Genomic DNA, 24,804 nt, shown 5'->3' on the forward strand with positions numbered 1-24,804 from the left:
CGTGAAAGCCGGAGTGCCTGCCGATGAAATCCTTCGCCGTTCCCGCCGCTGGCGGATCGCTGCGCTACCATGACCTTGCCGGCGACGGCCCAGCCCTGATCATGATTCACGGCCTCGGCTGCGCCTCGTCCTGCGACTACCCGACCGTCGCGGCTGATCCGGCCTTGCGCGGCCGGCGCATGCTGCTGATCGACCTGCTGGGCTCTGGCTTCAGCGACCGGCCGGAAGTGTTCGGCTATACGATCGACGACCATGCCCGCAGCGTCGTCGCACTGGTGGATGCTTTGGCGCTGCCGCAGGTCGATCTGTTCGGGCACAGCATGGGCGGCGCTGTCGCGATTGCCGCTGCCGTGATGCTGGGGCCGCGCCTCGGCCGGCTCGTCGTCGGCGAACCCAATCTCGATCCGGGCGGCGGCCAGTTCAGCCGGGGCATCGCGGCGATCCCCGAAGCGGAGTATTGCGCCGGCGGCCAGGATGCGATCGTCCGTGCGGCCCGGGCAGAGGGCAACGGTATCTGGGCGGCCTCGCTTGCCGGCAGCGCCGCCTATGCCGTGCAGCGGACCGCGCGCTCGCTCGTCGAAGGCAGCGATCCGACATGGCGGAGCATCCTGACGTCGCTCCCCGTGCCGCGTACGTTGATCGTCGGCGAGCTGTCCCTGCCCTACGATGATGCGGCGAGGCTGCCGGAGGCCGGGGTCGATATCGCCATCGTGCCATGCGCCGGGCATTCGATCCCCTGGGACAACCCGGCTGGTCTCGCGGCAGCTATCGCGGCTGGCTTGTCTTCGACAGACAGCGCGGTGAAGAGATGACGCGCCGCACACAATAGTCTAGACATATGCCGATCCATGGAGACCGGCATGTCCGACCACCGCATCGCCTTGCTCGACGACCTCGCCCGCGCCTATCCCAATCCGATCGCGCCGGCCTCGACCTTCAAGGAGATCGATCATGTCGACGCGAACTATGCCGCGCTGATCGCCGCCTCGCCGTTTTTCGTGCTCGCCACGGTCGGTCCGGAGGGGCTGGATTGTTCGCCGCGCGGGGATCTGCCGGGCTTCGTCACGGTCCGGGACGCGAAAACGCTCCTGATTCCCGACCGAAAAGGCAATAACAGATTGGACTCGTTGAAGAATATCCTGTTCGACGATCGAATCGGAATGCTCTTCCTGATCCCCGGTTGCGGCGAGACGCTGCGCGTGAACGGACGTGCGGAGATTTCCTGCGATCCTGAGTTGTGCTCGCAATTCGAGATGGCCGAAAAGCTGCCGGCGAGCGTCATGGTCGTCCATGTCGAGGCCGTCTACTTCCAATGCTCGCGCGCGGTGGTGCGGGCGGAGCTCTGGAACCCGGAGCGGCAGGTCGAGCGGCGCAGCCTGCCTTCGCCCGGCACGATGCTGCGCGACATCACGGCGCGGAATGCAGAGGTCGCGACCTTCGACGGGAAGACCTATGATGAAGCGCTGCCGGCGAGGGTGAAGGCGACGCTGTATTGAGAGAAGCGGCCCCGCCTGTCATTCCGGGGCTTCGCGCAGCGAAGAGCCCGGAACCCACGACAGGGTGAGACCGAGCGTTCAACGGCGCGGCAGGAATTGTAATTCGGACGTATCCCCATCGTGGGTTCCGGGTTCGGCCCATAGGGCCGCCCCGGAATGACAATCGTGGTGCCGTCAGGCGTGGCGCTTTCAGAGCAACCCTTCGTTCCCCGCCAGCGTCTTCAGGCTGACGTCCGGCCGGGCGCCGACATGGGAGATGATCTCGGCCGCCGCCAGCGCGCCGAGGCGCAGGCAGTCGCGGGTCTCGCGGTTCGAGGTCAGGCCGTAGAGGAATCCGGCGGCGAAAAGATCGCCAGCGCCGGTCGCATCGACCACGCGCTCTACGGGGAAGACCGGCTCCTCGACGATGCCGTCCGGCGTCACCGCCAGCGCGCCCTTCTCGGAGCGGGTGACGACGGCGAGGATGTTCTCCGAACGCAGCCAGGACAGGGCCGTATCGAAATCCGAGGTCTCGTAGAGGCTCTTGAGCTCGTGCTCGTTGGCGAAGACGAGATCGACCATGCGGTTGCGGATCAGGCCGATGAACTCGTCGCGATAGCGGTCGACGCAGAAGGAGTCCGACAGGGTGATGGCGACGCGGCCGCCGGCCTTGTGTGCGATCTCGGAGGCCTTGCGGAAGGCTTCCTTCGCCGCCGGGGGGTCCCAGAGGTAGCCTTCGAGATAGACGATGTCGGCGGCCTCGACGGCCTTGGCGTCGATATCGGCGGCCGAGAGGCCCTGGCAGGCGCCGAGATAGGTGTTCATCGTGCGCTCGCCGTCCGGCGTGACGATGATGAAGGAGCGCGCGGTCGCCGGGCCTTCCGTCGCATCGGCCGTGCCGAAGGCGACGCCGAGCGAGGTCAGGTCATGGCGATAGAGCTTGCCGAGCTCGTCGCCGCGGACCTTGCCGATGAAGGCGCCCTTGCCGCCGAAGGAAGCGAGGCCAGCAATGGTGTTGGCAGCCGAGCCGCCCGAGATGATCCGGGCCGGGCCCATGGCGGCGTAGAGAGACTCGGCGCGGGCCTCGTCGATCAGCATCATCGCGCCCTTGGTCAGCTTCTGGGCGATGAGGAAATCCTCCTCGGCCGAGGCCAGGACATCGACGATGGCGTTACCGAGGGCGAGGACGTCCGTGCGGGTCTGGGTCATGGCTCTTGCTTGCTCTGTCCGGATGGCGTGGCCCGTCGGCCGATAGGAAGGTGCTGGCCCTGTCGCATCCGTGTGATGCCGGGTCAAGCGGGGCGAATCAGGCAGGATCGCGGCGGGCGGCGGCTTCGTCGAGCACAGCAGCGAGCCGGCGCAGATCCTCGCCCTCCAGCAGGCCGATCTCGCGCGCCAGGCGGTTGGCAAGCAGCGTCGCTTCCGGGTCGAGCCCGGCCGTATCGATGACCACCCGGGGATGCGAGAGGTCGGCGAGGCGGACAAGCTCGTCGGCTTCGTCCCAGATGACGCCGAGCAGATGGATCGTGCCCTGGATCAGGGTGAAGGTCGGGCGGCCGCGCTTGCCATGCTCAAGCGCCGAGAGATAGGCCGGCGAGACGCCGAGGCCCTCCGCCATCTGCGCGAGGCTCATGCCGCGCGCCTCCCGCAGGGCCCGGATGCGCTGGCCGAAGGGCGTCACGGCCCATGCTCCCTGAGGCGGCGCAAGCGGACATAGAGCGCGCCGGAACCGCCATGACGCTGCTCGGCCTCCTCGAAGCCGAGGACCAGCGCGCGCAAGTCGGGCAGGCGCAGCCAATGCGGCACCATCCGGCGCAGCACGCCGCGCTCGTCACCGAATAGAGCCGGCGCGATTGCGCCCTTGCCGGTCACCACCAGAGCAATGCGGCATCCCCGCCGCTGCTCGCGGCGCAGGAAGGCGTGGAGGGCCAGATGCGCCTCGTCCTGCCGCATGCCGTGCAAATCGATGGAGGCATCGACGCTCTGCTGGCCGCGGCGCAATTGCGTGCGCAAACGCCGCTCGATCGGCGCCAGCGGCGGCGCTGGTGGTGGGGCAGCTTTCACTGGCGAAGCGGCCGTGACGGCACGCGTTGCAATTTCGGCCGGTGCGGGAATTGCCGGCTCTGGGACAGGCTCAGGCTCGACCGGCGCCCGGCCGGGCAGCGGTTTCACCGAACGTGCGACCTGGCGCCAGAGCGCGATATCGGCCTCCGTCAGCGTCTTTCCGCGGCGGGACCGCATCTCAGCGCGGCCAGAGTACGGTGAAGGCAACGGGATGGCGAATCAGACCGGCGCGATGGCCGGCCGCTGCGCCCGAGCCGACGAAGAGATCCATGCGGGCGGGGCCGAGGATGGCGGAGCCGGTATCCTGCGCGATCATCAGGCGGGCAAGATGCTCGTCGCCGCCAACGCCATCGGGAAGCGTCGCGTCAATCCAGACCGGCAGGCCATAAGGCCAGGCCGTGCGATCGACCGCGATGCTGCGGAGCGGCGTCAATGGCAGGCCGGCGCCGCCGATCGGGCCGCTCTCGGCCGGCAGGTCGTCGCGGCGGGCGAAGAAGACGAAGGACTTGTTGAGGCGGATCAGGTCGCGGGCGAAGCCGGCATCGGCCTTCAGCCGCGCGATCAGCCGATCCATGGTCATCTGTTCGGGCGGAATGTTCTCGCGCTGGCTGAGCACGCGGCCGAGCGAGGTATAGGGATGGCCGTTGCGGCCGGAATAGGTCAGGCGCGTCACCGAGCCATCCGGCAGGCGGACACGGCCCGAGCCCTGCACCTGCAGCACGAAGCGATCGACGGGATCGCGCAGCCAGAGGATTTCGAGCCCCTGGCCATCGAGCGCGCCGGTCTCGATCGCGGTGCGATCGGGGAAGGGCTCGAAGCCTTTGGCGGTGCGGCGCGCGGCCGAGAACGTCTTGTCGAGGCCCGGCCAGTCATCCTCGGAGAAGCGCGTCACCAGATCCTTCGGCCGGTCGTAGAGCGGCGTCGGGAAGGCATTGGAACGAGTCAGCGAGCCCTCGAACTCGGGCTCGAAATAGCCGGTGGTGAAGCCGGCTTCGCCGGCTTCCGGTCGGATGCGCCAGAAGGAGAAGTTCTGTTCGAAGAAGGTTTTCGCCTGCGCGCGCCCGACAGGGCCCGCCGCGGCGAGCCCCTTGGCCTTGTCGCAGACGGCTGTCAGGCGCTCCGGCAGTGGCACGCCCTGGCGCAGGGGCGGATCGGCCATGCAACCCTGCGCGAAGATGGCGAAGGCCTTGGAATGGTCGTCCTGCGCCCAGCCAGGAATGGCAGCGGGCGACAGGGCCTCGGCGCGGGCGCCTTGGGGCAGCGGGGGCGGCGAGGCCATGGCGGTCACGGATGCAAGGCCCAGGGCTGCGGAGAGCGCCAGTGCGACACCGGCGCCGCCGCGCTTCACGCGGCGGATTCGGTGGCGACGAGCAGCCAGTTGGGGTCGCGGCTGCCGAGCTGGCGCGAGAAGGTCCAGATGTCGTTGACCTCCGAGACCTGCTCGGCGCTGCCATCGACGACCGACCCTTGAGCGTCGCGGGTGACGCTGATCAGCTGCGAGACGAAGGCGATCGTGACCTGCGCGGTCTTGCCCTTGACCTCGACGGCGGCGAGATCGGCCTTGTCGATCGAGACGAAGTTCGACTCGGCCTTCTCACCGCGCTTCTCGCGCTCAGTGATGGCCTGCTCGAAGCCGTCATAGACATCCTTCGCAAGGAGGCCCTTCAGCATCTTGCGGTCACCGCGGGCAAAAGCGGTGACGATCGCCTCATAGGCGGCCTTGGCGCCGCCGACGAATTCATGCGGGTCGAAGCCGGGCTCCTGCCGGATCACCGCCTCGATGCCGGTGCTCACGGGCGAATCCGGCGCAGCCAGATCCTTCCAGCGCTCGGCTGCCGGCGGCTGGGGCGCGACGGGATCGTTCGCGGCGCCGGGCAGGCGGATGACATTGTCGCTCTTGTCCTGGCCTTGCGGCTGATCCGGCCGCATCGGCGGCGTCTCGCGGCGAGCGAAGGGATCCTTGGGCTGTTCGCTACCCGTCTTCTGGCCAAGCACGGAGCGCAGCTTCCAGGCTACGAACACGGCCAGAGCCAGAAAGATCAGAGTCTGCATGTCGAAGGAATTCTGCATCGAAAGCTGACCCGCGGCTCCCCGTTGTTGCCTGCCCTATCACCTGCTGGTGCCGGGCGTTCACCGTCATATGGTGAGACTGGCTCGTAACATCCACCCCCCGGCTTGTGAAGGCGACTTCTTGTGCCGGCACGGCGTCCATGATAGCCGACGCGCGCGCCGCTCCATAGCATGGAGCGCCTCCCGAAAGCCGGCACAGGCGCGGGATTTCCCGAGACAGCCTGCCAGAACAAGATGGGACCGATGGCCAACGAACTTCCCAACGGCAATGGCGCCGGCGCCGAAGCGGCTCCGAGCTTGAACGCCCTGATCCAGTACACGAAGGATTTCTCCTTCGAGAACCCCAAGGCGCCGCGCTCGCTCGCCCAGCAGGACGCCCAGCAGGGCCCGCAGATGTCGCTGCAGGTCAATGTCGGCTCGACCGCTCTCGGCGACAACGATTACGAGACCGTGCTGCGCCTCGAGGGCAAGGCCGAGATCAAGGGCGAGACGCTCTTCGCCTTCGACCTGAGCTATGCCGGCGTGTTCCGCCTGCAGAACATCCCGCAGGAGCATGTTCACCCCGTGCTGGTGATCGACTGCGCCCGCCTGCTCTTCCCCTTCGCCCGGCAGATCATCGCCGAGGCCGTGCAGAATGGCGGCTTCCCGCCCTTCTACGTGCCGCCGATCGACTTCGCCCAGCTCTTCCAGCAGCGCATGCAGGAGCTCGAGGGCCAGCAGGGCGCGGCGACCAACTGATCGCTCGCCGGCATCGGCAAAAGACTACGGAAGGGCCCCTCGCGGGGCCCTTTCTCGTTTATTGCGGATTATTGTTGCCCTTGCGGAGCAAGGCACCCCTCTCCATGTGCCCGAGGCAACGGCGGACGCCCCGGCAGGGACGCCCGCCCTTTTCGTATCCGATGGAGAACCGATGGACCACCTTATGACGCTTGCCGCCGACCCCACTGTCTGGGCCGCGCTCGGGGCACTGATCGCCATGGAGGTCGTGCTCGGCATCGACAACCTGATCTTCATCTCGATCCTGACCAACAAGCTGCCCGAGCATCAGCGCTCGAAGGGCCGCCGGATCGGTATCGGCCTGGCGCTCATCCTGCGCCTCGCCCTGCTCGGCACCGTCGCCATCATCGTCAAGCTGACCGCCCCGATCTTCACGGTCTTCGGACAGGCCTTCTCCTGGCGTGATCTCATCCTGATCGCGGGCGGCCTCTTCCTGGTCTGGAAGGCGACGAAGGAAATCCACCACAAGGTCGACCCCGATCCGGAATCGGTCCTGGCCGAGGGCGGCGCGCGCGCCGTGACGCTGAGCTTCGGCGCCGCGATCTTCCAGATCCTGATCCTCGACCTGGTGTTCTCGATCGATTCGATCATCACCGCCGTCGGCATGACCGAGCATGTCCCGGTCATGGTCATCGCGGTCCTCGTCGCGGTGCTGACGATGCTGCTCGCCGCCGACCCGCTGGCGCATTTCATCGACAGGAACCCGACCGTCGTGATGCTGGCGCTGGGCTTCCTGCTGATGATCGGCGGCACGCTGATCGCAGAGGGTTTCGGCGTGCATGTGCCGAAGGGCTATATCTACGCCGCGATGGCCTTCTCGGCCCTGATCGAGGCGCTCAACATGGTATCGCGCCGCCGGGCGCGATAAGCCAGGTCCAAGCGAGAGACGACGCGGATTACTGCGCCGCGTCGTCCGTGATGCCGAGATAGCCCTTCCAGAGCGGCGCCTTGAGCGAGCCGAGAATGAAGGCCTCGTGCGCCTTGAGCGCCTCCTCGCTGAGGCGCGGTGCCAACTGGCGCTGGCGCTGCGGCTTCTCGACCGCCGCCATGGCGACCCCACCGCGGCTGGCCGCCGCCTCGACGCCGAGGCCGAGCGAGGCCTGCTTGCCACCGATCAGCTCGATATAGACCTCGGCCAGGATCTCGGAGTCGAGCAGCGCGCCGTGCTTGGTACGGCGGCCGTTGTCGATGCCATAGCGCGAGCAGAGCGCATCGAGGCTGTTCGAGGCGCCGGGGTGCTTGCGCCGCGCCATCGACAGCGTGTCGACCACGAAAGCCTGCTCGATCGGCGGCAGGCCGAGACGCTTGAACTCCATGTTGATGAAGCCGACGTCGAAGGCGGCATTATGGATCACCAGCTTCGCGCCGGCGATGAACTCCGAGAATTCCTGCGCAATCGTGGCGAAGACCGGCTTGTCCGACAGGAACTCTTCCGAGAGCCCGTGGACGTTGAACGCCTCGATCGGCATCGAGCGCTCGGGGTTGATATAGACGTGGAAGGTTCGGCCGCTCGGGCAATGATTGAGCAGTTCGACGCAGCCGATCTCGACGATGCGGTCGCCATTATTGGCTTCGACGCCGGTGGTTTCGGTATCGAGAACGATCTCGCGCATCGCTTCAGGACCTCGCTTCAAGCACCGCGCCCGGGACGGCCGGCGAGCGCCTTCAGGATAGAGCCGACCTGCCGCTCGGCGGCCACGAGGCCGCGCGAGGTGTCCACAAGGAAATGGGCATGGCGGCGCTTCTGCGCATCCGGCATCTGGCGCGACAGGATGGCGTCGAGCTTTTCCGGGGTCATGCCGGCGCGGGCCAGGACGCGCTGGCGCTGGACTTCGGCCGGCGCCGTCACGACGAGCACGGCATCGCAGCGCGCCTCGCCACCGGTTTCGAGCAGGAGCGGCACATCGATGATCGCGAGCCCCGCGCCTTCGCGCCGGCAGCGGGCAAGGAAGGCTTCCTCCTCCTCGCGCACCAGCGGATGGATGATCGCTTCGAGCCGCCGCAATGCCTCGGGCTTGCCGAGCACGGCCGCCCCCAGCTTCGCACGATCGACCGCGCCGTCGATCACCGTGCCCGGAAAGGCGGCCTCGATCGGCGCCGCCGCCCGACCACGATGCAGGCGATGCACCGCCGCATCGGCATCGTGCAAGGGCACGCCGCGCTGCACGAAGAGCTGCGCGGTGGTCGATTTTCCCATTCCGATCGAGCCCGTCAGGCCCAGCACGAAGGTCATGGCGGCTCCGGCGAATCAGGCCTTCAGGATATCGGCTTCGATGAGGGCACGAAGCGCTGGCGTCACCTGCGGCGTTACACCGAACCAGCGGGCGAAACCGGGCACGGCCTGGTGCAGCAACATGCCGAGCCCGTCTACGGCCAAGCCCCCACGCCGCTCCGCCTCGGCCAGCAGCGCCGTCTTCAGGGGAACATAGACAATGTCGTCGACGATCGTTCCGGGCCGTAAAGCTGCCAGATCGATCTCCAGGGGCGGCTTGCCCTGCATGCCGAGCGCGGTCGTGTTGACGATGAGATCGGCCTCTCCGACGAGGCTGTCGCGCTTCGCCCAGTCCCCAGCGACTAGCGGATGGCCCAAAGCGGCGACCAGCTCGGTGGCCCGCTCGGGGCTGCGATTGACGACGAGGATGCGCGCAACGCCACGCGCCTTCAGGCCATAGCAGATGCCGCGTGCCGCACCGCCGGCTCCGAGGACGAGAGCCGTCCCCACCCGATCCTGCCAGCCCGGCACTGTCGCATCGAGATGGGCGAGGAAGCCCGGCACGTCGCTGTTGTCGGCGATGATCCGGCCACTCTCGCGCCAGAGCGTGTTGACGGCGCCGACCGCCCGACCGGCATCACTGACCTCATCGACCAATCCCATCACCGCTTCCTTGTGCGGCACGGTGACGTTGCCACCAGCAAACTCGCCATCGCGCAAACGAGAGACGAAAGCCGGCAGATCGGCCGGGGCGACATCGATCCGCTCATAGGAGCCAGGAAGCAGATGCTCGCGCAGCCATTCGCCATGGATCAACGGCGAACGCGAATGGGCGATGGGATGTCCGATGACGAAGCAGCGAGGCGCCATATGCAAGTCCGTTAGCGGGCGAGGCAATCGAGATCGCGCAACGCCTTGAGCACCGCCAGCAGCGGCAGGCCGAGAATGGTGAAATGATCGCCCTCGATCCTGTCGAAGAGCTGAGCACCCGGCCCTTCGACCTGATAGCCGCCGACACTGGACAGAGCAGCCGAACCAATAACGGCCAGATAGCGCGCGATAAAATCGGGCTGGAGAGCGCGCATCGTCAGGCGGGCGGCCTCGAGCTCTTCGGCCAGCGGCGCACCATCGCGTGCGATCACGAAGGCGGAGTGGAGTTCGTGGGTCCGGCCGGCGAGCGCAGCGATATGCCGTTCCGCCGCCGCCAGATCCGCGGGCTTGTGAAAGGCGACGCCATCGCAGGTCAGCGTCTGGTCGGCGGCGAGGACGAGGCGACCCGGACGATCGCGCGAGACGGCGAGCGCCTTGGCACAGGCCAAGGCCGCCGCGACCTGATCGGCCGGCACGCCGCGATCGACCAATGGCTTCTCGACGGCGCGTTCATCTATGTCCGGCTTCACCACCTCGACCGGAATGCCGGCAGCCAGCAGCATGTCGCGCCGGGTCGCGCTGCCCGAGGCGAGGATCAAGGGCTCGGCAGCGAGCCAGAGGCCGGACGAGGCGCTCATGTCACGATGAACTTCATGCGGTGGTCGCGGAGCAGGTCGAGGATCGAGGCGGCCGTCTCTTCGATGGAGCGCCTTGTCACGTCGATGACCGGCCAGCCCTTCCGGGCGCAGAGACGGCGCGACTGCGTGACCTCGTCGGCGACGGCAGTCGGATCGACATAGGACGTGTCATCGTCGGCCCGCAGCGAGAGCAGGCGGTTCTGGCGGATCTGGACGATGCGGTCGGCGCTGGCGATCAAGCCGACGATCAGCGGCTTCTTGGCCTTCTCCAGTTCGGGCGGCAGCGGGATGTTCGGAACCAGTGGAATGTTGGCGGTCTTGATGCCGCGATTGGCGAGATAGATGCTCGTCGGTGTCTTCGAGGTGCGACTGATGCCGACCAGGATGACATCGGCATTGTCGAGATCGCCACCCATCTGCCCGTCATCATGCAAGAGCGTGTAGTTCATCGCGTCGATGCGGCGGAAATATTCGGTGTTGAGCACATGCTGCGCGCCGGGCTTCGTCGCCTGGGCCTGGCCGAGATAGGATTGGAACAGCGAGAGCACAGGTTGCAGCACCGAGAGGCAGGGACAGCCGAGCTCGCGGCAGAAGTTCTCCAGTTTCTCCTGCCATTCCGGCTCGACCAGCGTGTAGAGCACGACACCGGGCGAGGCCTCGATCTCGGCGAGGACGCGGGCAAGCTGCGCCTCGGAGCGGACCAGCGGATAGACATGCTCGATCGCCGAGACGCTTTCATATTGCGCGGCCGCGGCCCGACTGACCGCGATCAGCGTCTCGCCCGTCGCATCCGAGACCAGATGCAGATGGAAATAATTGCGGACCACGGCATCCCCCGGCCTGAAGCGCTCCTATCCTCTAGCGCGCTTTGGGCCGGACCGGAATCGTCCCGAGGCGAATTGATGCCGGCTCGGTTTTTCCAGACCGGCAGAGTGTCATCACGGGCCCCTTCCCGGAGTGGCCGGGTTATCCCGGGGGATGGGGAGCAGTGTGGACAAGTGGACAGAAAACGGGAGCCAGCCGGCGGTTCTGTATAACCCCCCGGAACCATCAACAGCCCGCCGGCTGTGAATGGTAAAGAAAGTGTTTCACGTGAATCATTTTGGAAGCCGGCAGGGCCGCTGCCGATTCCAATTCGTTAATAAAGCCTTAACAGGTGGTCGCAGGCTTTCCCGGCCCGCGACTCGCTGTCCCAGTGGCTGTGGATCAGTTGTGGACGAAATTGCGGCGGGCTATCTCCCTGCCTCCAAGAGTCAAAACAAAAGATTCTCTCTAGGAATCTTATTTGAGAGATAGCGGGATGGATGGCCCGGCAGGCATGACGAAAAGCGAGATCCCTGCCCTGATCCGAGTGCTCGGCGGCGAAGCCTTGCCGATCCCTCCGATCTGGCTGATGCGTCAGGCTGGGCGCTATCTGCCGGAGTATCGTGAGCTTCGGGCCAAGGCCGGCAGTTTCCTGTCGCTCTGCTACAATCCGGAATGGGCGGCCGAGGTGACCCTCCAGCCGATCCGGCGCTTCGGCTTCGATGCCGCGATCCTGTTCTCGGATATCCTGGTCGCCCCTCAGGCGCTGGGGCAGAAGCTCTGGTTCGCTGAGGGTGAAGGGCCGCGACTGGAGCCGGTCGCCGATGCGGCGCGCCTGGCCGAGATCGATCGCGAGGCCGATCAGAGCCGGCTCGATCCGATCCTGGAGACGGTGCGGCGGGTGCGGGCTGCCCTGCCCTCTGGAACCGGCTTCATCGGCTTCTGTGGAGCGCCCTGGACGGTTGCGACCTATATGGTTGCCGGCCGTGGCACGCCGGACCAAGGACCGGCGAAGGAATTGTTCGGCCGCGACCCGGTGTTGTTCCAGGCGATCATCGATCGGCTTGTCACGTCGTCGGTCGCTTATCTGAATGCGCAGATCGAAGCTGGCGTCGATGCCGTGCAGATTTTCGACAGCTGGGCGGGATCGCTCGGGCCGGATGATTTCAGGCGCTGGTGCATCGAACCGACGCGCCGGATCGTCGAGGGCGTGCGCCGGTCACATCCGCAGGCGCGGATCATCGGCTTCCCGCGCGGGGCGGGGCGCCTGATCCCTGATTACATCGCCGGGACTGGTGTCGATGCCGTCGGGCTCGAAACCGATATCGACCGGAGCTTTGCCCGCGACGCCATCCAGTCGAAGGTCCCGGTGCAGGGCCATCTCGATCCGCTGGTGCTGCGTGCGGGCGGTCCTGAGCTGGAGCAGGAGGTTGATGCCATCCTGACAGTGTTCGGAGACCGGCCCTTCATCTTCAATCTCGGCCACGGCATCCTGCCGGATACGCCGATCGCGCATGTCGAGCGCTTGCTGAAACGGGTACGGGGCTGAGGGCTCAGACGATGTACGAGTGGATCAAGGCTTTCCATGTCATGGCTGTCATCTCCTGGATGGCCGGCATGCTCTATCTGCCCCGCCTGATGGTCTACCATGCGGAGGCGCAGACCGGCTCGATCCAGTCCGAGACCTTCAAGATCATGGAGCGCCGGCTGCTCAAGGGCATCATCAACCCGGCGATGATCGTCACCTGGGTGCTGGGTCTCTACCTCGCCTGGTACGCTTTCGGCTTCAAGGGCGGCTGGCTGCACGGCAAGCTCCTGCTCGTGTTCCTGCTGTCCGGCATCCATGGCGTGCTGGTGAAGCATGTCCGCAACTTCGCCAATGACCGGAACGTCAAGTCGCCGCGCTATTTCCGCATCCTCAACGAAATCCCGGCCGTGCTCATGGTCGGCATCGTCATTCTCGTCATCGTGAAGCCGTTCTGAGGCTCGTCGCGCTTTCCGCTTGAGCCCGGACCGGATTCCCGCTATCAGGGCGCTACGCTTCTCCAGCGTCCTCCCTTGTTGTCGACTGTTCGTGAGCCGCCTGCCCTTGCAGCAGCTCATGTCGCGCAACCCAAGCGCAGGTCCGGACAGGACCGACTCAGTCGATCAATCCAGTACCGTCCTCTCCCCTGTTTGTCGGCAGGGTGTTCACGATCCGGGTGCCCCATGCGGGAAATCAAGCTTCAAGAGCTCAAGAGCAAGTCGCCGACCGAACTCCTGGCCTTCGCCGAGGAAGTCGAGGTCGAGAACGCCAGCACCATGCGCAAGCAGGAGCTGATGTTCGCCATCCTGAAGCAGCTCGCCGCGCGCGAGACCGAGATCCTGGGCGAGGGCGTCGTCGAGGTCCTGCAGGACGGCTTCGGCTTCCTGCGCTCCTCCGATTCGAACTATCTGCCCGGCCCGGACGACATCTACGTTTCGCCGTCGCAGATCCGGAAATTCGGCCTGCGTACCGGCGACACGGTCGAGGGACCGATCCGTGGTCCCAAGGATGGCGAGCGCTATTTCGCCCTGCTCAAGGTCAACTCGATCAATTTCGAGGACCCGGAGAAGATCAAGCACAAGATCCATTTCGACAACCTGACGCCGCTCTATCCGGACGAGCGCCTGAAGCTCGAGGTGTTGGATCCGACGAAGAAGGATTTCTCGCCGCGGGTCATCGATATCGTCGCCCCGATCGGCAAGGGCCAGCGCGCGCTGATCGTCGCGCCGCCGCGCACGGGTAAGACGGTTCTGCTCCAGAACATCGCCCAGTCGATCACCAGCAATCATCCCGAGTGCTATCTGATCGTCCTGCTGATCGACGAGCGTCCGGAAGAAGTGACGGACATGCAGCGCTCGGTGAAGGGCGAGGTCGTGTCCTCGACCTTCGACGAGCCGGCTTCCCGCCACGTCCAGGTCGCCGAGATGGTGATCGAGAAGGCGAAGCGCCTGGTCGAGCATGGCCGCGACGTCGTGATCCTGCTCGACTCGATCACCCGTCTCGGCCGCGCCTACAACACCGTCGTGCCGTCCTCCGGCAAGGTCCTGACCGGTGGTGTCGACGCCAACGCGCTGCAGCGCCCGAAGCGCTTCTTCGGTGCCGCCCGCAATATCGAGGAAGGCGGCTCGCTGACCATCGTCGCGACCGCGCTGATCGATACCGGCTCGCGCATGGACGAGGTGATCTTCGAGGAGTTCAAGGGCACGGGTAACTCGGAAATCGTGCTCGACCGCAAGGTGGCCGACAAGCGCATCTTCCCGGCGATCGACATCCTCAAGTCCGGCACCCGCAAGGAGGAGCTCATCACGCCGCGCTCCGACCTGCAGAAGACCTATGTGCTGCGCCGCATCCTCAACCCGATGGGCCCGCAGGACGCGATCGAATTCCTCATCGACAAGCTGCGCCAGACCAAGCAGAACTCGGAATTCTTCGACTCGATGAACACCTGACGGTCAGCAAACTTTCTGGCGTTTCGATTCGCCGCCGTACCGATCCCGGTGCGGCGGCGAAATTGTTTCTGGGTGCTCCGAAAGCGCCTTGGACGTCAGGTTGCGGCTCGACAGTTGCATTCGATTCGGAGACGAGACGAACTACATGGGGACGGTTTGCCGCCAGACTTGGTCGAGACCTCTGCAATCCTACGCAGACTTGGTCTAGCCGGGTCATACCACGAGAGGGCATGTCGACATCGAGCTAGCGATGATGGCTGCGGGTGCTTCCGTTTCGCTCGATAGAAGCTTAGCGAGACCGACCCTCTTTCAGGTATGGCGCTATCGACACTGGCGCGCGAAGCGCGTTTTCGGGAGATCTCTGGCCTCCAGAGCCCGGGCCGCATTGGGCCAGATCTCGGTCATACCGATAGTACTACCTGAAGCGAAAGGAAGGGTATGACCGGTAGTGCTTCGGTTTTCCGCGGAGTCATACCGTTCGCGCCCTGGCCTGTCGCGCCGCAGCCCGGCCGACTGGCTCACCTTCCGTTCGGACCTTGATGTTAGCGGGAAGCTCGTCCAAGAAGCCGCCTCCCCGGCACGCGGCAGGAATGATGGCTCAGCACGCCCTTACGACGATCGTGGCCCTGTCCTCCGCACCCGGTAAAGCCGGCGTGGCGGTGATTAGGGTTTCCGGGCCGCGCGTTCGATTCGTTCTCGAAACGTTTGCGGGATTGGTTCCGGAGCCCCGGACCGCAACCTTGCGTCGGCTCGTCGATAACGAAGGCGCGGCCATCGATAGCGCGCTGGTTCTGTTCTTTGCCGCCCCGGCCAGCTTTACCGGCGAGGATGTCGCCGAGTTCCATGTCCATGGTTCGCGGGCGATCCTGGCGCGGCTGCTGGCGGTCCTCACGGCCTTGCCGGATGTCCGGCTGGCGGAGGCCGGCGAATTCACCCGGCGGGCTTTTGAGGCGGGCAAGCTCGACCTTGCCGCCGTCGAAGGCCTGGCGGACCTGATCGATTCGGAAACGGAATGGCAGCGCCGGCAGGCGCTGCGCCAGATGGACGGCGCGCTGGGCACGCTGACCCTGGAATGGCGTGCGACCTTGATCGACGCGATGAGCCTGCTGGCAGCCGAGCTCGACTTTTCCGACGAGGGCGATGTTTCCGGGCCGCTGCAAGAGCAGGCGATCGATCTCGCTTCGGATGTGCTGGCTTCGCTGAGGAGCGCTCTTGGCAGCTTCGCCATGGGCGAGCGCGTCCGCGAGGGATTTGTCGTGGTGCTGGCTGGCCCGCCCAATGCCGGCAAGTCGAGCCTGCTCAACGCGCTCGCCCGCCGCGACGTCGCGATCGTCTCGCCGATCGCGGGAACGACGCGCGACACGTTGGAGGTCAGGCTCGACCTAGCGGGAATCCCGGTCATCCTGATCGACACCGCGGGCCTGCGTGACAGCGACGACCCGATCGAGGCGGAAGGTGTCAGACGGGCTCGCGCGCTGGTCGAGCGGGCGGATCTCGTCCTCGGCCTGCGTGGTGTCGATTCGGACCCGTATCGAATCGAGAACGAAGCCAATCTGCTGGCGATCGCCACAAAATCCGACCTGACTGGCCAGGTTCTGCCGGGAGAGCGCGCCATTTCCATCAAGACTGGCGAGGGTCTGGCCGAGTTGCTTGCGGATATCGTCGCGCGACTCCAGGGGCTTTCTTCTGGAGAGCCGGCCCTCCTGACACGGGAACGCCACCGCGTCGCGGTCACCGACGCGATTGCGGCGCTGGAGCGCGCTGTGACGGCGCAGCACGGTCAAGGCGAATTGCTTGCCGAGGATATCCGCATGGCCGTGGTCGCGCTGGAGCGGCTTGTCGGGCGGATCGATGTCGAGGATGTGCTCGATCGGCTTTTTGCGGGATTCTGTATCGGAAAGTGAAGCCTGCGCGGTCCGTGCCGGCAGTTTTCGTTGACCCGCCCGCCCGGCTTCGATAGCCAAACCGCATGTCAACTCAACGGCAGAACTACGACGTCATCGTCGTCGGCGGCGGCCATGCCGGAGCCGAGGCTGCCGCGTCCGCGGCACGCTACGGTGCCCGCACCGCCCTCGTGACGCATAAGCCGGAAACCATCGGCGTGATGTCCTGTAATCCCGCCATCGGTGGGCTCGGCAAGGGGCACCTCGTTCGCGAGATCGACGCGCTCGACGGTATCATGGCGCGGGCGGCCGATCTGGGTGGCATCCAGTTCCGCATGCTCAACCGCCGGAAGGGCCCGGCCGTTCGTGGGCCTCGCGCCCAAGCGGATCGCAAGCTCTATCGTCAGGCGGTGCAGGAACTCCTGGCAGCGCAACCCAATCTCGACGTCGTCGCGGGTGAGGTTTTCGACCTTGAGGTTGAAGCTGGCCGCGTTGCCGGCGTGATCCTTGCCGATGGACGTCGATTCGCTACCGGAACGGTCGTGTTGACGACAGGCACGTTCCTCCGCGGTTTGATCCATATTGGCGAGAGGCGCATTCCGGCCGGGCGTGTGGACGAAGCCCCGTCGATGGGGCTGTCGGCCACGCTGGAGCGCCATGGCTTTCCGCTCGGCCGTCTGAAGACCGGGACGCCGCCGCGTCTCGACGGCCGCAGCATCGATTGGGCCGCGCTTGAGATGCAGCCGGGCGACGAACCGCCGGAGCCCTTCTCCGCGCTGACAACGGCGATCACCAACCCGCAGATTTCCTGCGGGATCACGCGGACGACGCTGGCGAGCCATGACCTCATTCGGGCCAATCTGCATCGCGCTCCGATGTTCTCCGGCCAGATCGAAGGGCGCGGGCCGCGCTATTGCCCGTCGATCGAGGACAAGGTCGGACGCTTCGGTGATCGCGACGGCCACCAGATCTTCCTGGAGCCCGAAGGTCTCGACGACGATACGGTCTATCCGAACGGCATCTCGACCTCCCTGCCCGAGGATGTCCAGCTCGACCTGCTGAAGACGATTCCGGGCCTCGAACGAGCGGCGATGCTGCGGCCCGGCTATGCGATCGAGTACGACTTCGTCGATCCGCGCGCCCTGAAGAATACGCTGGAGACGCGCACGATCGCCGGGCTTTTTCTGGCGGGGCAGATCAACGGCACGACCGGCTATGAAGAGGCAGGCGCTCAGGGTCTGCTCGCTGGCCTGAATGCGGCGCGGATGGCAGGCGGGGCTGAGGCTACCGTGTTCGATCGCACGCAATCCTATATCGGCGTGCTCGTCGATGATCTCGTGACGCATGGCGTTACGGAGCCGTATCGAATGTTCACGTCGCGGGCGGAATTCCGTTTGTCCTTGCGCGTCGACAATGCTGACGAACGTTTGACGCCTCTGGGTTTGCAGCTGGGCGTTGTCGGCTCTGCCCGGCAGGCCGCATTCGAGGCCCGCAACAGGGATATCTCTGTCCTGCGGGACAAGTTGAAGGCTCTCTCGCTGACGCCGCAGCAGGCGCAGGCCGTCGGCCTGCAACTCAATCACGACGGTCTGCGTCGCAGTGCCTACCAGATCCTGTCCTATCCGGATGTGGGCTTCGAGCAGCTCGCTTCAGTCTGGCCGGAGCTGAACGACTATGCCGCTCCGGTCGTGGCGCGCGTGACGGCGGATGCCGTCTATGCGGTCTATCTCGATCGGCAGGCGGCGGAGATTCAGGCCTATCGCCGCGATCAATCGCTCAAGGTTCCGGCCGATCTCGACCTCGATGCGATCTCCGGCCTGTCGAACGAACTCAAGCTCAAGCTCGCGGCACAGCGCCCGGCCGATCTGGCTCAGGCAGGGCGGATCGAAGGCATGACGCCGGCGGCTCTGACCTTGCTCGCGGCTCACGCCCGGAAGAGCCGGGCTCCCGTATTATCCACAGGTTCACCGTGACTGTTGATAAAAGCGACCGTCAGCGCGCTTTGAGCTTGACGCCTGTTTCACGTGAAACAGAGGAGCGCCTCGCTCTTCTGGTCACGGAGCTCGGGCGCTGGCAGGCCGCGAAGAACCTCGTTTCCTCGGCGACGCTCGCCGATGTCTGGACGCGGCATATCGCGGATTCCCTCCAGATTTTTGGCTTGGCGGAAGGGCGCGAGCGCTGGCTCGATCTCGGCTCCGGCGGGGGCTTTCCCGGACTTGTGATCGGCATCTGCCTGGCGGAGCAAGGCAAGGGCCAGATCGATCTGGTCGAGAGCAATGCCCGGAAATGCGCCTTCCTGCGTCATGCGGCCCGTGTGACGGGCGCGCCGGTCAAGGTTCATGCCGCCCGGATCGAGGATGTGATCGGCGATTTCACCGGCAAGGTCGATGTGGTGACGGCCCGAGCACTGGCCCCCCTGTCCCAATTGCTGGGCTGGTGCGATGAGCTGTTGAGAAATGGCACACTCGGTCTCTTTCCCAAGGGACAACATCTAGATGCGGAATTGACCGACTCGGCAAGATATTGGAAGATTCAAGCGACAACGGTTTCCTCCGTGACCGACGATGCCGCGCGAATCCTGATGGTACGCTCGGCGGAGAGACGAGCCGATCCATGACTGAGCTCACATCCGTGACGACACCGCGCCGCCCGCGCGTGATCGCGCTCGCGAACCAGAAGGGCGGCGTCGGCAAGACGACAACGGCGATCAATCTCGGCACGGCCCTCGCGGCCATCGGCGAGAAGGTGCTGATCGTCGACCTCGACCCGCAGGGCAACGCCTCGACCGGACTCGGCGTCGATCGTCGCAGCCGCAAATCCTCGACCTATGACGTGCTCTGTGGCGATGTCGGCCTCGGGCAGGCCTTGCAGCCGACAGCGGTGCCCGGCCTGTCGCTGGCCCCCTCGACGCTCGATCTGCTCGGTGTCGAGCTGGAGATCGCCTCGGCAAAGGACCGGGCGCATCGCCTGAAGAATGCGATCGACGAGCTGGTCTATGATCAGCGCTGTCAGGATCTGACCTATATCCTGATCGATTGCCCGCCCTCGCTCAGCCTGATCACGATCAATGCGATGACGGCAGCGGATGCGGTGCTGGTCCCGCTTCAATGCGAATTCTTCGCGTTGGAAGGCTTGAGCCAGCTGCTCAAGACCGTCGAGCAGGTCAAGGCTGGCCTCAATCCGCGCCTGATTATCCAGGGCGTCGTGCTGACGATGTTCGATCCGCGTAACAACCTGTCGGGCCAGGTTATGGCCGATGTGAGGAGCTTCCTCGGCGACAAGGTCTACGAGACGGTGATTCCCCGCAATGTGCGGATTTCCGAGGCGCCGTCCTATGGCAAGCCGGCGCTGCTCTACGATCTGCGCTGCTCGGGGTCGCAGGCCTATCTGCGGCTCGCTTCGGAAGTGATCAAGCGCGAGCGCGCCCTGCGGGCCGCGGCATAAGAACAAACTTAGAGGTTGATGAGGATGGCGATGGCCGAAGAACAGGGGCGTTCCCGCCTTGGCCGCGGTCTGGCGGCACTGATCGGCGATGTCGGCGACGAGATCGGGGCGATCGAGCGGGCTCGCGGCCAGCGTCGCGTTCCCGTCGAGTTTCTGCGGCCGAGCGCCCGCAACCCGCGTCGCAACTTCGTCGAGGAGGATCTCGAGGATCTGACCACCTCGATCCGCGAGCGCGGTATCCTGCAGCCGATCATCGTTCGTTCCATTCCCGGAATGATGGACGCCTACGAGATCATCGCGGGTGAGCGTCGCTGGCGTGCGGCCCAGCGGGCCGAATTGCACGACGTTCCGGTGCTCTTGGTCGAAGCCGATGATCGCGAGGCGCTGGAGATCGCCATCGTCGAGAACGTGCAGCGCACGGATCTCAACGCCATCGAGGAAGCGGCGGGCTATGAGCGCCTGATCGCCGAATTCGGCTATACGCAGAATGACTTGGCCCGTGTCATCGGCAAAAGCCGCAGCCATGTCGCCAACACGTTGCGCCTGTCCAAGCTGCCGGAACCGGTGCGCAAGCTGGTCAGCGAAGGTGCGGTGTCCGCCGGCCATGCCCGTGCGCTCCTGTCCGTTTCGGACCCGGAATTCATGGCGCAGAAGATCATCGATGATGGTCTGAGCGTCCGCGATATCGAGCGGATCGTGCAGGAAGAGGCGCGCGGCGAGACCAGGAGCTCCGCGCCGAGTAAGCCGAAGGCCGTGAAGGACCCGGATACGCGGGCTCTGGAAAAGGCACTGGAGGAGGCGCTCGGCCTATCGGTCTCGATCGGGCATCGGGCCAATGGCTCGGGCGAGATCAAGATCGGCTACAAGACGCTCGAGCAGCTCGACGCGCTCTGCCATCGCCTGAAGTCCTGACTTACTCTCCGCGGCCGGCGCGCCCGAGCCGTGCGAGCGTCCAGAGGGCGCGGGTCGCGATGGCCCGGCCCATATCGGCGTTCTGGCGCGTCGCCAGCACGGCATTGCCCAGCAGACCGACGGCCTCGCTGAGCTTGGCGCTGGACCAGGCATTCAGCGCCGCTTCCGTCGTCGCGATGCGCGGATAGGGCAGGCGCATCGTCGCGACGACGTCGCGAAGCCCTTTCCCGGCATCAATCGACTGGCGCGCCTTCAGGAGCGTCAGGGCTTGCCGCAACACGGCGCCCAGCATGACGCCGGGGTCGAGCCCCTCGCTGCTGAGCTTGGCCTGGGCGAGGTCGAGGACCGGCAGCTTCCCGGCGAACACCGCATCGACCAGCATGGCCTGCTCGCGCTGGGCGGTGTCGCCGACCACGGCGTCGACATGCTCGACCTGCACGGCCGGGTCAGAGCCGACATAGAGCAAGAGCTTCTCGATCTCGCGGCGCGATGTCTGCCGGTCACCGCCGAGCAGGCCGGTGAGGTGATCGCGCGTGACGCGGTCGATTGATTTGCCGGCAGCCCGAACCATTTCGTCGATGATCGAGCCGAGGTCGCGCGCCGCATCCCCATAGCAGGGTATCGCGAGGGCGGTCTTTGCCTTCTCGCAGGCGGTGCGGATGGGGTTGTTGCGCTGGAGGTCGCCGGCCTCGACGATGACGAGCGCATCCTGCGACGGGGTTGCGAGCAAAGGCTCCAGCGCGGCCAGCAGCGGCTTCGAGGTGGGAGAGACCCGGATGGCGCGGCGGCCGCCGAAGAGGCCGATCGTGTTGGCCTCGTCGGCGAGCTTGAGCGGATCGGAGGCGATCGCGTCGCCATCCATGCGAATGAGCTGGAAGGCGTCCTGGGGATCATCGACGCTGGCGCGCGCCAAACCCGCCGCCCGCTCGGAGACGAGGCCGGCATCGGGGCCGTAGATCAGGACCAGCCGCCAGGCGGGATCGAGCCGTGCGAGGGTGCGTTCGGCCTCGTGCGCCTTGATCGCAACCATGATGCGTCAGGAGGCGAGGTCGGCGGCGATCTGGCCCCGGACGATGGTGGCGAGGTTCTTTGCCGCGCGGACCTGCGCATCGCGCGCGGCGCGCACGGTGGCGAAGCGCTGCGAGGAGCGCTCATAGGGAACGCGGACGGAATTCGTGCCGGAAGCGAGAACCTTGCCGGTGCCGTTCTGGGTCAGCTTCCAGGTCGCTGTCGCGACGAGGACGGCCGAATCGGCGCGGCCATTGGCATAGTCGACGGTGACGACCTCGACCGATTCGGCGATGGCTGCTTCAAGCTTCGAGGTTCTCGGGCCGTCGGCGTCGCCGCTGCCGTCGAGCTCGAAGACCAGCTCGTTGCGGAAATAATGGCCGATCAGGCCCTTCATCTCCGGGATCTCGACGCCGCGCAGTGCCGTCTTGACGCTGCCGCCGACGGTGCTGGTGGTGTAGTCGGAATAGAGCGGCTGGAAGCAGCCGCCGGCGAGGGCGGCGACCGTCAGCGCGACCGCCAGCAGGACGCGGCGAGGGCGGGCGGCTTCAGACGACGACATTCACGATTCTCCCGGGAACCACGATGATCTTGCGGATCGGGCGCCCTTCGAGAGCCCGCTGAACGGCGTCGTTGGCGCGTACGGCCGCTTCCACCGCCACCGTATCGGCATCCGCGGCCACGGTCACCTCCGCGCGCTTCTTGCCGTTGAGCTGGACCGGCAGCGTGATGCTGTCATCCTTCAGCAGCGCAGGATCGACCTCCGGCCAGGACGCCTCGCCGGCGAGGCCCTTCAGGCCGAGTGCCTGCCAGCATTCCTCGGCCAGATGCGGCATCATCGGCGCCACAAGCTGGGTGACGATCGTGGCAGCCTCAAGGAGCGCGAAAGCGATATCGGCATCGAGCTCGGGCTTCTCGGCAGCGCCGTCGAGTGCCTTACCGATGGCGTTGGTCAGCGTGTAGATATGGGCGACGCAGCGATTGAAGCCGAGGCGCTCGATATCGGCGCCGACGGCGTCGAGCGCGCGATGGCTCGCCTTGCGCAGGGCCAGCGCGGCTTCGCCGATCGCGGCGGGCCTGTCGGCCTTGCCGCCGGTGCGCTCGGCGATCTCGGCGACCAGGCGCCAGAGGCGCTGGACGAAGCGGGCGGCGCCCTGCACGCCCTCGTCGGTCCAGATCACATCGCGATCCGGCGGCGAATCCGAGAGCATGAACCAGCGCGCGGTGTCGGCGCCGTAGGAGGCGATGATGTCGTCGGGGTCCACGACGTTCTTCTTGGACTTCGACATCTTCTCGATGGCGCCGATCTCGATCGGCGCGCCGGTATCGACGTCGAAGCCGCGCCGGTCAGTGCCGGAGACCTCGATGCGGACATTGCCTGGCTCGACCCAGTCACCATTGGCGGCACGATAGGTCTCGTGCACGACCATGCCCTGGGTGAACAGGCCGGCGAAGGGCTCGTCCAGGCCGGCATGACCGGTCTTCTTCATCGCGCGGGTGAAGAAGCGCGAATAGAGCAGGTGCAGGATCGCGTGCTCGACGCCGCCGATATACTGGTCGACCGGCAGGAAGCGGTCGACGGCCTTGCGGTCGGTCGGGCTCTCCGTCCGCCACGGGTCGGTGAAGCGGGCGAAATACCAGGACGAATCGACGAAAGTGTCCATCGTGTCCGTCTCGCGAGGGGCATCCTTGCCGCATTGCGGGCAGGCGACATGCTTCCAGGTCGGATGATGGTCGAGCGGGTTGCCCGGCTTCTCGAAGGAGACGTCGTCCGGCAGCTGAACGGGGAGATCGGCGTCCGGAACCGGCACCGTTCCGCAAGCGGAACAATGGATGACCGGGATCGGGCAACCCCAGTAGCGCTGGCGCGAGATGCCCCAGTCGCGCAGGCGGAAATTGACCTTGCGCTGGCCGACCGGGCGATTGCCACGGGTTTCACCTTCGAGGCGGCGGGCGACCTCCTCCTTGGCTTCCGCGATGGTCAGGCCGTCGAGGAAGCGGGAATTGATCATCCGGCCGTCGCCGTCATAGGCGGTGTCGGTGATGACGAAGCCCGCCGGGTCGGTGCCCTCGGGCGCGACGACCGGGATATTGCCCAGGCCATACTTGTTGACGAAGTCGAGGTCGCGCTGGTCATGCGCCGGGCAGCCAAAGATGGCGCCGGTGCCGTATTCCATCAGGACGAAGTTCGCGACATAGACCGGCAGCGTCCAGCTGGGATCGAGCGGGTGGACGGCGCGCAAACCGGTGTCGAAGCCAAGCTTCTCGGCCTTGTCGATGGCTTCCTGCGCCGTGCCCGTGCGCTTGCATTCGTCGATGAAGGCCTGCAGCGACGGGCTCTTCGCCGCGATCGACTTGGCGATCGGATGATCGGGCGCGATGGCGACGAACTTGGCGCCGAACAGCGTATCCGGGCGGGTGGTGTAGACCTCGACCTCGTCCTGTCCGGCGCCATTCGATTCGAGAGCGAAACGAACCAGCAGGCCTTCCGAGCGGCCGATCCAGTTCTTCTGCATCAGCCGGACCTTCTCGGGCCAGCGGGTCAGGCCTTCCAGGGCGTCATTCAGCTCCTGGCCATATTCGGTGATCTTGAAGAACCACTGGGTCAGTTCGCGGATCTCGACCGGGGCACCTGAGCGCCAGCCACGTCCGTCGATGACCTGTTCGTTGGCCAGCACGGTCTCGTCGACCGGATCCCAGTTGACCTTGGCGGTCTTGCGGTCGACCAGCCCGGCCTTGAGAAAGTCCAGGAACATCTTCTGCTGGTGGCGATAGTAGCTGGGGTCGCAGGTCGCGAGCTCGCGGCTCCAGTCGAGCGACAGGCCCATCGACTTGAGCTGCTTGCGCATCGTCGCGATGTTCTCGTAGGTCCATTCGCGCGGATGGACCTTCTTCTGCTTGGCGGCGTTCTCGGCTGGCAGGCCGAAAGCGTCCCAGCCCATCGGATGCAGCACCGAGAAACCCTTGGCGCGCTTGTAGCGCGCGACGACGTCGCCCATCGCGTAGTTGCGGACATGGCCCATATGGATGCGCCCCGACGGATAGGGGAACATCTCGAGGACGTAGTAGCTCGGCCGGGTGTCGTCGTTCCTCGTCTCGAAAAGCTTGCGCTCCTCCCAGACGGTGCGCCATTTCGGCTCGGACTCTTTCGGATTGTAGCGTTCGACGGCCAT

Annotated in this window: 25 protein-coding genes; 12 read left to right on the top strand and 13 right to left on the bottom strand. The window is 65.8% G+C overall.

Annotated features, from left to right (window positions below; all coding sequences use genetic code 11):
- Positions 1-23: 23 nt before the first annotated feature.
- Positions 24-812 (top strand): alpha/beta fold hydrolase, encoded by a 789-nt coding sequence (locus AC07NY_RS22925; protein ID WP_494585722.1) that lies wholly within the window; start codon positions 24-26, stop codon positions 810-812.
- Positions 813-860: 48 nt separating this feature from the next.
- A complete protein-coding gene (locus tag AC07NY_RS22930; RefSeq protein WP_494585723.1) occupies positions 861-1,496 on the top strand; it encodes a pyridoxamine 5'-phosphate oxidase family protein in 636 nt (211 codons plus the stop codon).
- Positions 1,497-1,685: 189 nt separating this feature from the next.
- On the opposite strand, the gene AC07NY_RS22935 is transcribed toward AC07NY_RS22930, so the two are convergent.
- The 5 genes from AC07NY_RS22935 to AC07NY_RS22955 all read right to left on the bottom strand — a co-directional run bounded on the left by AC07NY_RS22935 (position 1,686) and on the right by AC07NY_RS22955 (position 5,609).
- A complete protein-coding gene (locus tag AC07NY_RS22935; RefSeq protein ID WP_494585724.1) occupies positions 1,686-2,684 on the bottom strand; it encodes an adenosine kinase in 999 nt (332 codons plus the stop codon).
- 97 nt (positions 2,685-2,781) lie between these two features.
- Complete coding sequence (locus tag AC07NY_RS22940; RefSeq protein ID WP_494585725.1) at positions 2,782-3,156, bottom strand: helix-turn-helix domain-containing protein; 375 nt, start codon at positions 3,154-3,156, stop codon at positions 2,782-2,784.
- Complete coding sequence (locus AC07NY_RS22945; RefSeq protein WP_494585726.1) at positions 3,153-3,716, bottom strand: Smr/MutS family protein; 564 nt, start codon at positions 3,714-3,716, stop codon at positions 3,153-3,155. The genes AC07NY_RS22940 and AC07NY_RS22945 overlap by 4 nt, the downstream gene beginning before the upstream one ends.
- A gap of 1 nt (position 3,717) precedes the next feature.
- Entirely contained in the window at positions 3,718-4,887 is a 1,170-nt protein-coding gene (mltA, locus tag AC07NY_RS22950; protein ID WP_494585727.1) for a murein transglycosylase A, read from the bottom strand.
- Complete coding sequence (locus AC07NY_RS22955) at positions 4,884-5,609, bottom strand: Tim44/TimA family putative adaptor protein (RefSeq protein WP_492288369.1); 726 nt, start codon at positions 5,607-5,609, stop codon at positions 4,884-4,886. The genes mltA and AC07NY_RS22955 overlap by 4 nt, the downstream gene beginning before the upstream one ends.
- A gap of 243 nt (positions 5,610-5,852) precedes the next feature.
- On the opposite strand from AC07NY_RS22955, the gene secB reads away from it, so the two are divergent.
- Positions 5,853-6,347: a protein-export chaperone SecB gene (gene secB, locus AC07NY_RS22960; protein WP_492288368.1), complete on the top strand. Its 495-nt coding sequence runs from the start codon at positions 5,853-5,855 to the stop codon at positions 6,345-6,347.
- A 172-nt stretch (positions 6,348-6,519) separates the two neighbouring features.
- Entirely contained in the window at positions 6,520-7,254 is a 735-nt protein-coding gene (locus AC07NY_RS22965) for a TerC family protein (protein ID WP_494585729.1), read from the top strand.
- A 28-nt stretch (positions 7,255-7,282) separates the two neighbouring features.
- Here AC07NY_RS22965 and dnaQ read toward each other — a convergent pair whose 3' ends face one another.
- The 5 genes from dnaQ to AC07NY_RS22990 are packed head-to-tail and all read right to left on the bottom strand — an operon-like array spanning position 7,283 to position 10,933.
- Positions 7,283-7,999 carry a DNA polymerase III subunit epsilon gene (dnaQ, locus tag AC07NY_RS22970; RefSeq protein WP_494585730.1) on the bottom strand — a complete coding sequence of 239 codons (717 nt, stop codon included), beginning with the start codon at positions 7,997-7,999 and terminating at the stop codon, positions 7,283-7,285.
- A 17-nt stretch (positions 8,000-8,016) separates the two neighbouring features.
- Positions 8,017-8,619: a dephospho-CoA kinase gene (gene coaE, locus AC07NY_RS22975; RefSeq protein ID WP_494585731.1), complete on the bottom strand. Its 603-nt coding sequence runs from the start codon at positions 8,617-8,619 to the stop codon at positions 8,017-8,019.
- 15 nt (positions 8,620-8,634) lie between these two features.
- Complete coding sequence (locus AC07NY_RS22980) at positions 8,635-9,468, bottom strand: shikimate dehydrogenase (RefSeq protein ID WP_494585732.1); 834 nt, start codon at positions 9,466-9,468, stop codon at positions 8,635-8,637.
- 11 nt (positions 9,469-9,479) lie between these two features.
- Positions 9,480-10,106 carry a Maf family protein gene (locus tag AC07NY_RS22985; protein ID WP_494585733.1) on the bottom strand — a complete coding sequence of 209 codons (627 nt, stop codon included), beginning with the start codon at positions 10,104-10,106 and terminating at the stop codon, positions 9,480-9,482.
- Positions 10,103-10,933 (bottom strand): pyruvate, water dikinase regulatory protein, encoded by an 831-nt coding sequence (locus tag AC07NY_RS22990; RefSeq protein WP_494585734.1) that lies wholly within the window; start codon positions 10,931-10,933, stop codon positions 10,103-10,105. Before AC07NY_RS22990 ends, AC07NY_RS22985 begins: the two co-directional genes overlap by 4 nt.
- A gap of 491 nt (positions 10,934-11,424) precedes the next feature.
- On the opposite strand from AC07NY_RS22990, the gene hemE reads away from it, so the two are divergent.
- From hemE to AC07NY_RS23030, 8 genes are all read left to right on the top strand, one after another.
- Positions 11,425-12,459: a uroporphyrinogen decarboxylase gene (gene hemE / locus AC07NY_RS22995; RefSeq protein ID WP_494585735.1), complete on the top strand. Its 1,035-nt coding sequence runs from the start codon at positions 11,425-11,427 to the stop codon at positions 12,457-12,459.
- Between the two features lie 11 nt (positions 12,460-12,470).
- The gene (hemJ, locus tag AC07NY_RS23000) at positions 12,471-12,893 is read left to right on the top strand and encodes a protoporphyrinogen oxidase HemJ (RefSeq protein WP_492288360.1); all 423 of its coding nucleotides are present in this window, start codon (positions 12,471-12,473) and stop codon (positions 12,891-12,893) included.
- Positions 12,894-13,118: 225 nt separating this feature from the next.
- Positions 13,119-14,384: a transcription termination factor Rho gene (rho, locus tag AC07NY_RS23005; RefSeq protein WP_492288359.1), complete on the top strand. Its 1,266-nt coding sequence runs from the start codon at positions 13,119-13,121 to the stop codon at positions 14,382-14,384.
- Positions 14,385-14,974: 590 nt separating this feature from the next.
- Positions 14,975-16,288 (top strand): tRNA uridine-5-carboxymethylaminomethyl(34) synthesis GTPase MnmE, encoded by a 1,314-nt coding sequence (gene mnmE, locus AC07NY_RS23010; RefSeq protein ID WP_494585736.1) that lies wholly within the window; start codon positions 14,975-14,977, stop codon positions 16,286-16,288.
- 65 nt (positions 16,289-16,353) lie between these two features.
- Positions 16,354-18,240: a tRNA uridine-5-carboxymethylaminomethyl(34) synthesis enzyme MnmG gene (gene mnmG / locus AC07NY_RS23015; protein WP_494585737.1), complete on the top strand. Its 1,887-nt coding sequence runs from the start codon at positions 16,354-16,356 to the stop codon at positions 18,238-18,240.
- Positions 18,237-18,884 carry a 16S rRNA (guanine(527)-N(7))-methyltransferase RsmG gene (gene rsmG, locus AC07NY_RS23020; protein ID WP_494585738.1) on the top strand — a complete coding sequence of 216 codons (648 nt, stop codon included), beginning with the start codon at positions 18,237-18,239 and terminating at the stop codon, positions 18,882-18,884. The genes mnmG and rsmG overlap by 4 nt, the downstream gene beginning before the upstream one ends.
- Positions 18,881-19,711, top strand: a complete 831-nt coding sequence (locus AC07NY_RS23025; RefSeq protein ID WP_257735416.1) for a ParA family protein — start codon at positions 18,881-18,883, stop codon at positions 19,709-19,711. Before rsmG ends, AC07NY_RS23025 begins: the two co-directional genes overlap by 4 nt.
- 30 nt (positions 19,712-19,741) lie before the next feature.
- Entirely contained in the window at positions 19,742-20,623 is an 882-nt protein-coding gene (locus AC07NY_RS23030) for a ParB/RepB/Spo0J family partition protein (RefSeq protein WP_492288355.1), read from the top strand.
- A gap of 1 nt (position 20,624) precedes the next feature.
- On the opposite strand, the gene holA is transcribed toward AC07NY_RS23030, so the two are convergent.
- From holA to leuS, 3 genes are read right to left on the bottom strand one after another with little or no spacing between them, the layout of a single operon-like run.
- The gene (gene holA / locus AC07NY_RS23035; RefSeq protein ID WP_492288354.1) at positions 20,625-21,653 is read right to left on the bottom strand and encodes a DNA polymerase III subunit delta; all 1,029 of its coding nucleotides are present in this window, start codon (positions 21,651-21,653) and stop codon (positions 20,625-20,627) included.
- Positions 21,654-21,659: 6 nt separating this feature from the next.
- On the bottom strand, positions 21,660-22,193 hold the full coding sequence (locus AC07NY_RS23040; protein ID WP_494585739.1) for a hypothetical protein: 534 nt from the start codon (positions 22,191-22,193) through the stop codon (positions 21,660-21,662).
- Complete coding sequence (gene leuS, locus AC07NY_RS23045; protein WP_494585740.1) at positions 22,180-24,804, bottom strand: leucine--tRNA ligase; 2,625 nt, start codon at positions 24,802-24,804, stop codon at positions 22,180-22,182. The genes AC07NY_RS23040 and leuS overlap by 14 nt, the downstream gene beginning before the upstream one ends.

The sequence above is a fragment of the Allobosea sp. GW821-FHT09G06 genome, assembly GCF_059416005.1.

Excerpts from the sequence above, each read along its gene's own strand:
- hemJ (WP_492288360.1), top strand. The coding sequence starts at position 12,471 with ATGTACGAGTGGATCAAGGCTTTCCATGTCATGGCTGTCATCTCCTGG.
- coaE (WP_494585731.1), bottom strand. The coding sequence starts at position 8,619 with ATGACCTTCGTGCTGGGCCTGACGGGCTCGATCGGAATGGGAAAATCG.
- secB (WP_492288368.1), top strand. The coding sequence starts at position 5,853 with ATGGCCAACGAACTTCCCAACGGCAATGGCGCCGGCGCCGAAGCGGCT.
- AC07NY_RS22985 (WP_494585733.1), bottom strand. The coding sequence starts at position 10,106 with ATGAGCGCCTCGTCCGGCCTCTGGCTCGCTGCCGAGCCCTTGATCCTC.
- AC07NY_RS23040 (WP_494585739.1), bottom strand. The coding sequence starts at position 22,193 with ATGTCGTCGTCTGAAGCCGCCCGCCCTCGCCGCGTCCTGCTGGCGGTC.
- AC07NY_RS22955 (WP_492288369.1), bottom strand. The coding sequence starts at position 5,609 with ATGCAGAATTCCTTCGACATGCAGACTCTGATCTTTCTGGCTCTGGCC.
- mnmE (WP_494585736.1), top strand. The coding sequence starts at position 14,975 with ATGATGGCTCAGCACGCCCTTACGACGATCGTGGCCCTGTCCTCCGCA.
- AC07NY_RS22930 (WP_494585723.1), top strand. The coding sequence starts at position 861 with ATGTCCGACCACCGCATCGCCTTGCTCGACGACCTCGCCCGCGCCTAT.
- AC07NY_RS22980 (WP_494585732.1), bottom strand. The coding sequence starts at position 9,468 with ATGGCGCCTCGCTGCTTCGTCATCGGACATCCCATCGCCCATTCGCGT.
- AC07NY_RS23030 (WP_492288355.1), top strand. The coding sequence starts at position 19,742 with ATGGCCGAAGAACAGGGGCGTTCCCGCCTTGGCCGCGGTCTGGCGGCA.
- rho (WP_492288359.1), top strand. The coding sequence starts at position 13,119 with ATGCGGGAAATCAAGCTTCAAGAGCTCAAGAGCAAGTCGCCGACCGAA.
- AC07NY_RS22945 (WP_494585726.1), bottom strand. The coding sequence starts at position 3,716 with ATGCGGTCCCGCCGCGGAAAGACGCTGACGGAGGCCGATATCGCGCTC.
- holA (WP_492288354.1), bottom strand. The coding sequence starts at position 21,653 with ATGGTTGCGATCAAGGCGCACGAGGCCGAACGCACCCTCGCACGGCTC.
- AC07NY_RS23025 (WP_257735416.1), top strand. The coding sequence starts at position 18,881 with ATGACTGAGCTCACATCCGTGACGACACCGCGCCGCCCGCGCGTGATC.
- leuS (WP_494585740.1), bottom strand. The coding sequence starts at position 24,804 with ATGGCCGTCGAACGCTACAATCCGAAAGAGTCCGAGCCGAAATGGCGC.
- AC07NY_RS22935 (WP_494585724.1), bottom strand. The coding sequence starts at position 2,684 with ATGACCCAGACCCGCACGGACGTCCTCGCCCTCGGTAACGCCATCGTC.
- AC07NY_RS22925 (WP_494585722.1), top strand. The coding sequence starts at position 24 with ATGAAATCCTTCGCCGTTCCCGCCGCTGGCGGATCGCTGCGCTACCAT.
- mnmG (WP_494585737.1), top strand. The coding sequence starts at position 16,354 with ATGTCAACTCAACGGCAGAACTACGACGTCATCGTCGTCGGCGGCGGC.
- hemE (WP_494585735.1), top strand. The coding sequence starts at position 11,425 with ATGACGAAAAGCGAGATCCCTGCCCTGATCCGAGTGCTCGGCGGCGAA.
- dnaQ (WP_494585730.1), bottom strand. The coding sequence starts at position 7,999 with ATGCGCGAGATCGTTCTCGATACCGAAACCACCGGCGTCGAAGCCAAT.
- AC07NY_RS22965 (WP_494585729.1), top strand. The coding sequence starts at position 6,520 with ATGGACCACCTTATGACGCTTGCCGCCGACCCCACTGTCTGGGCCGCG.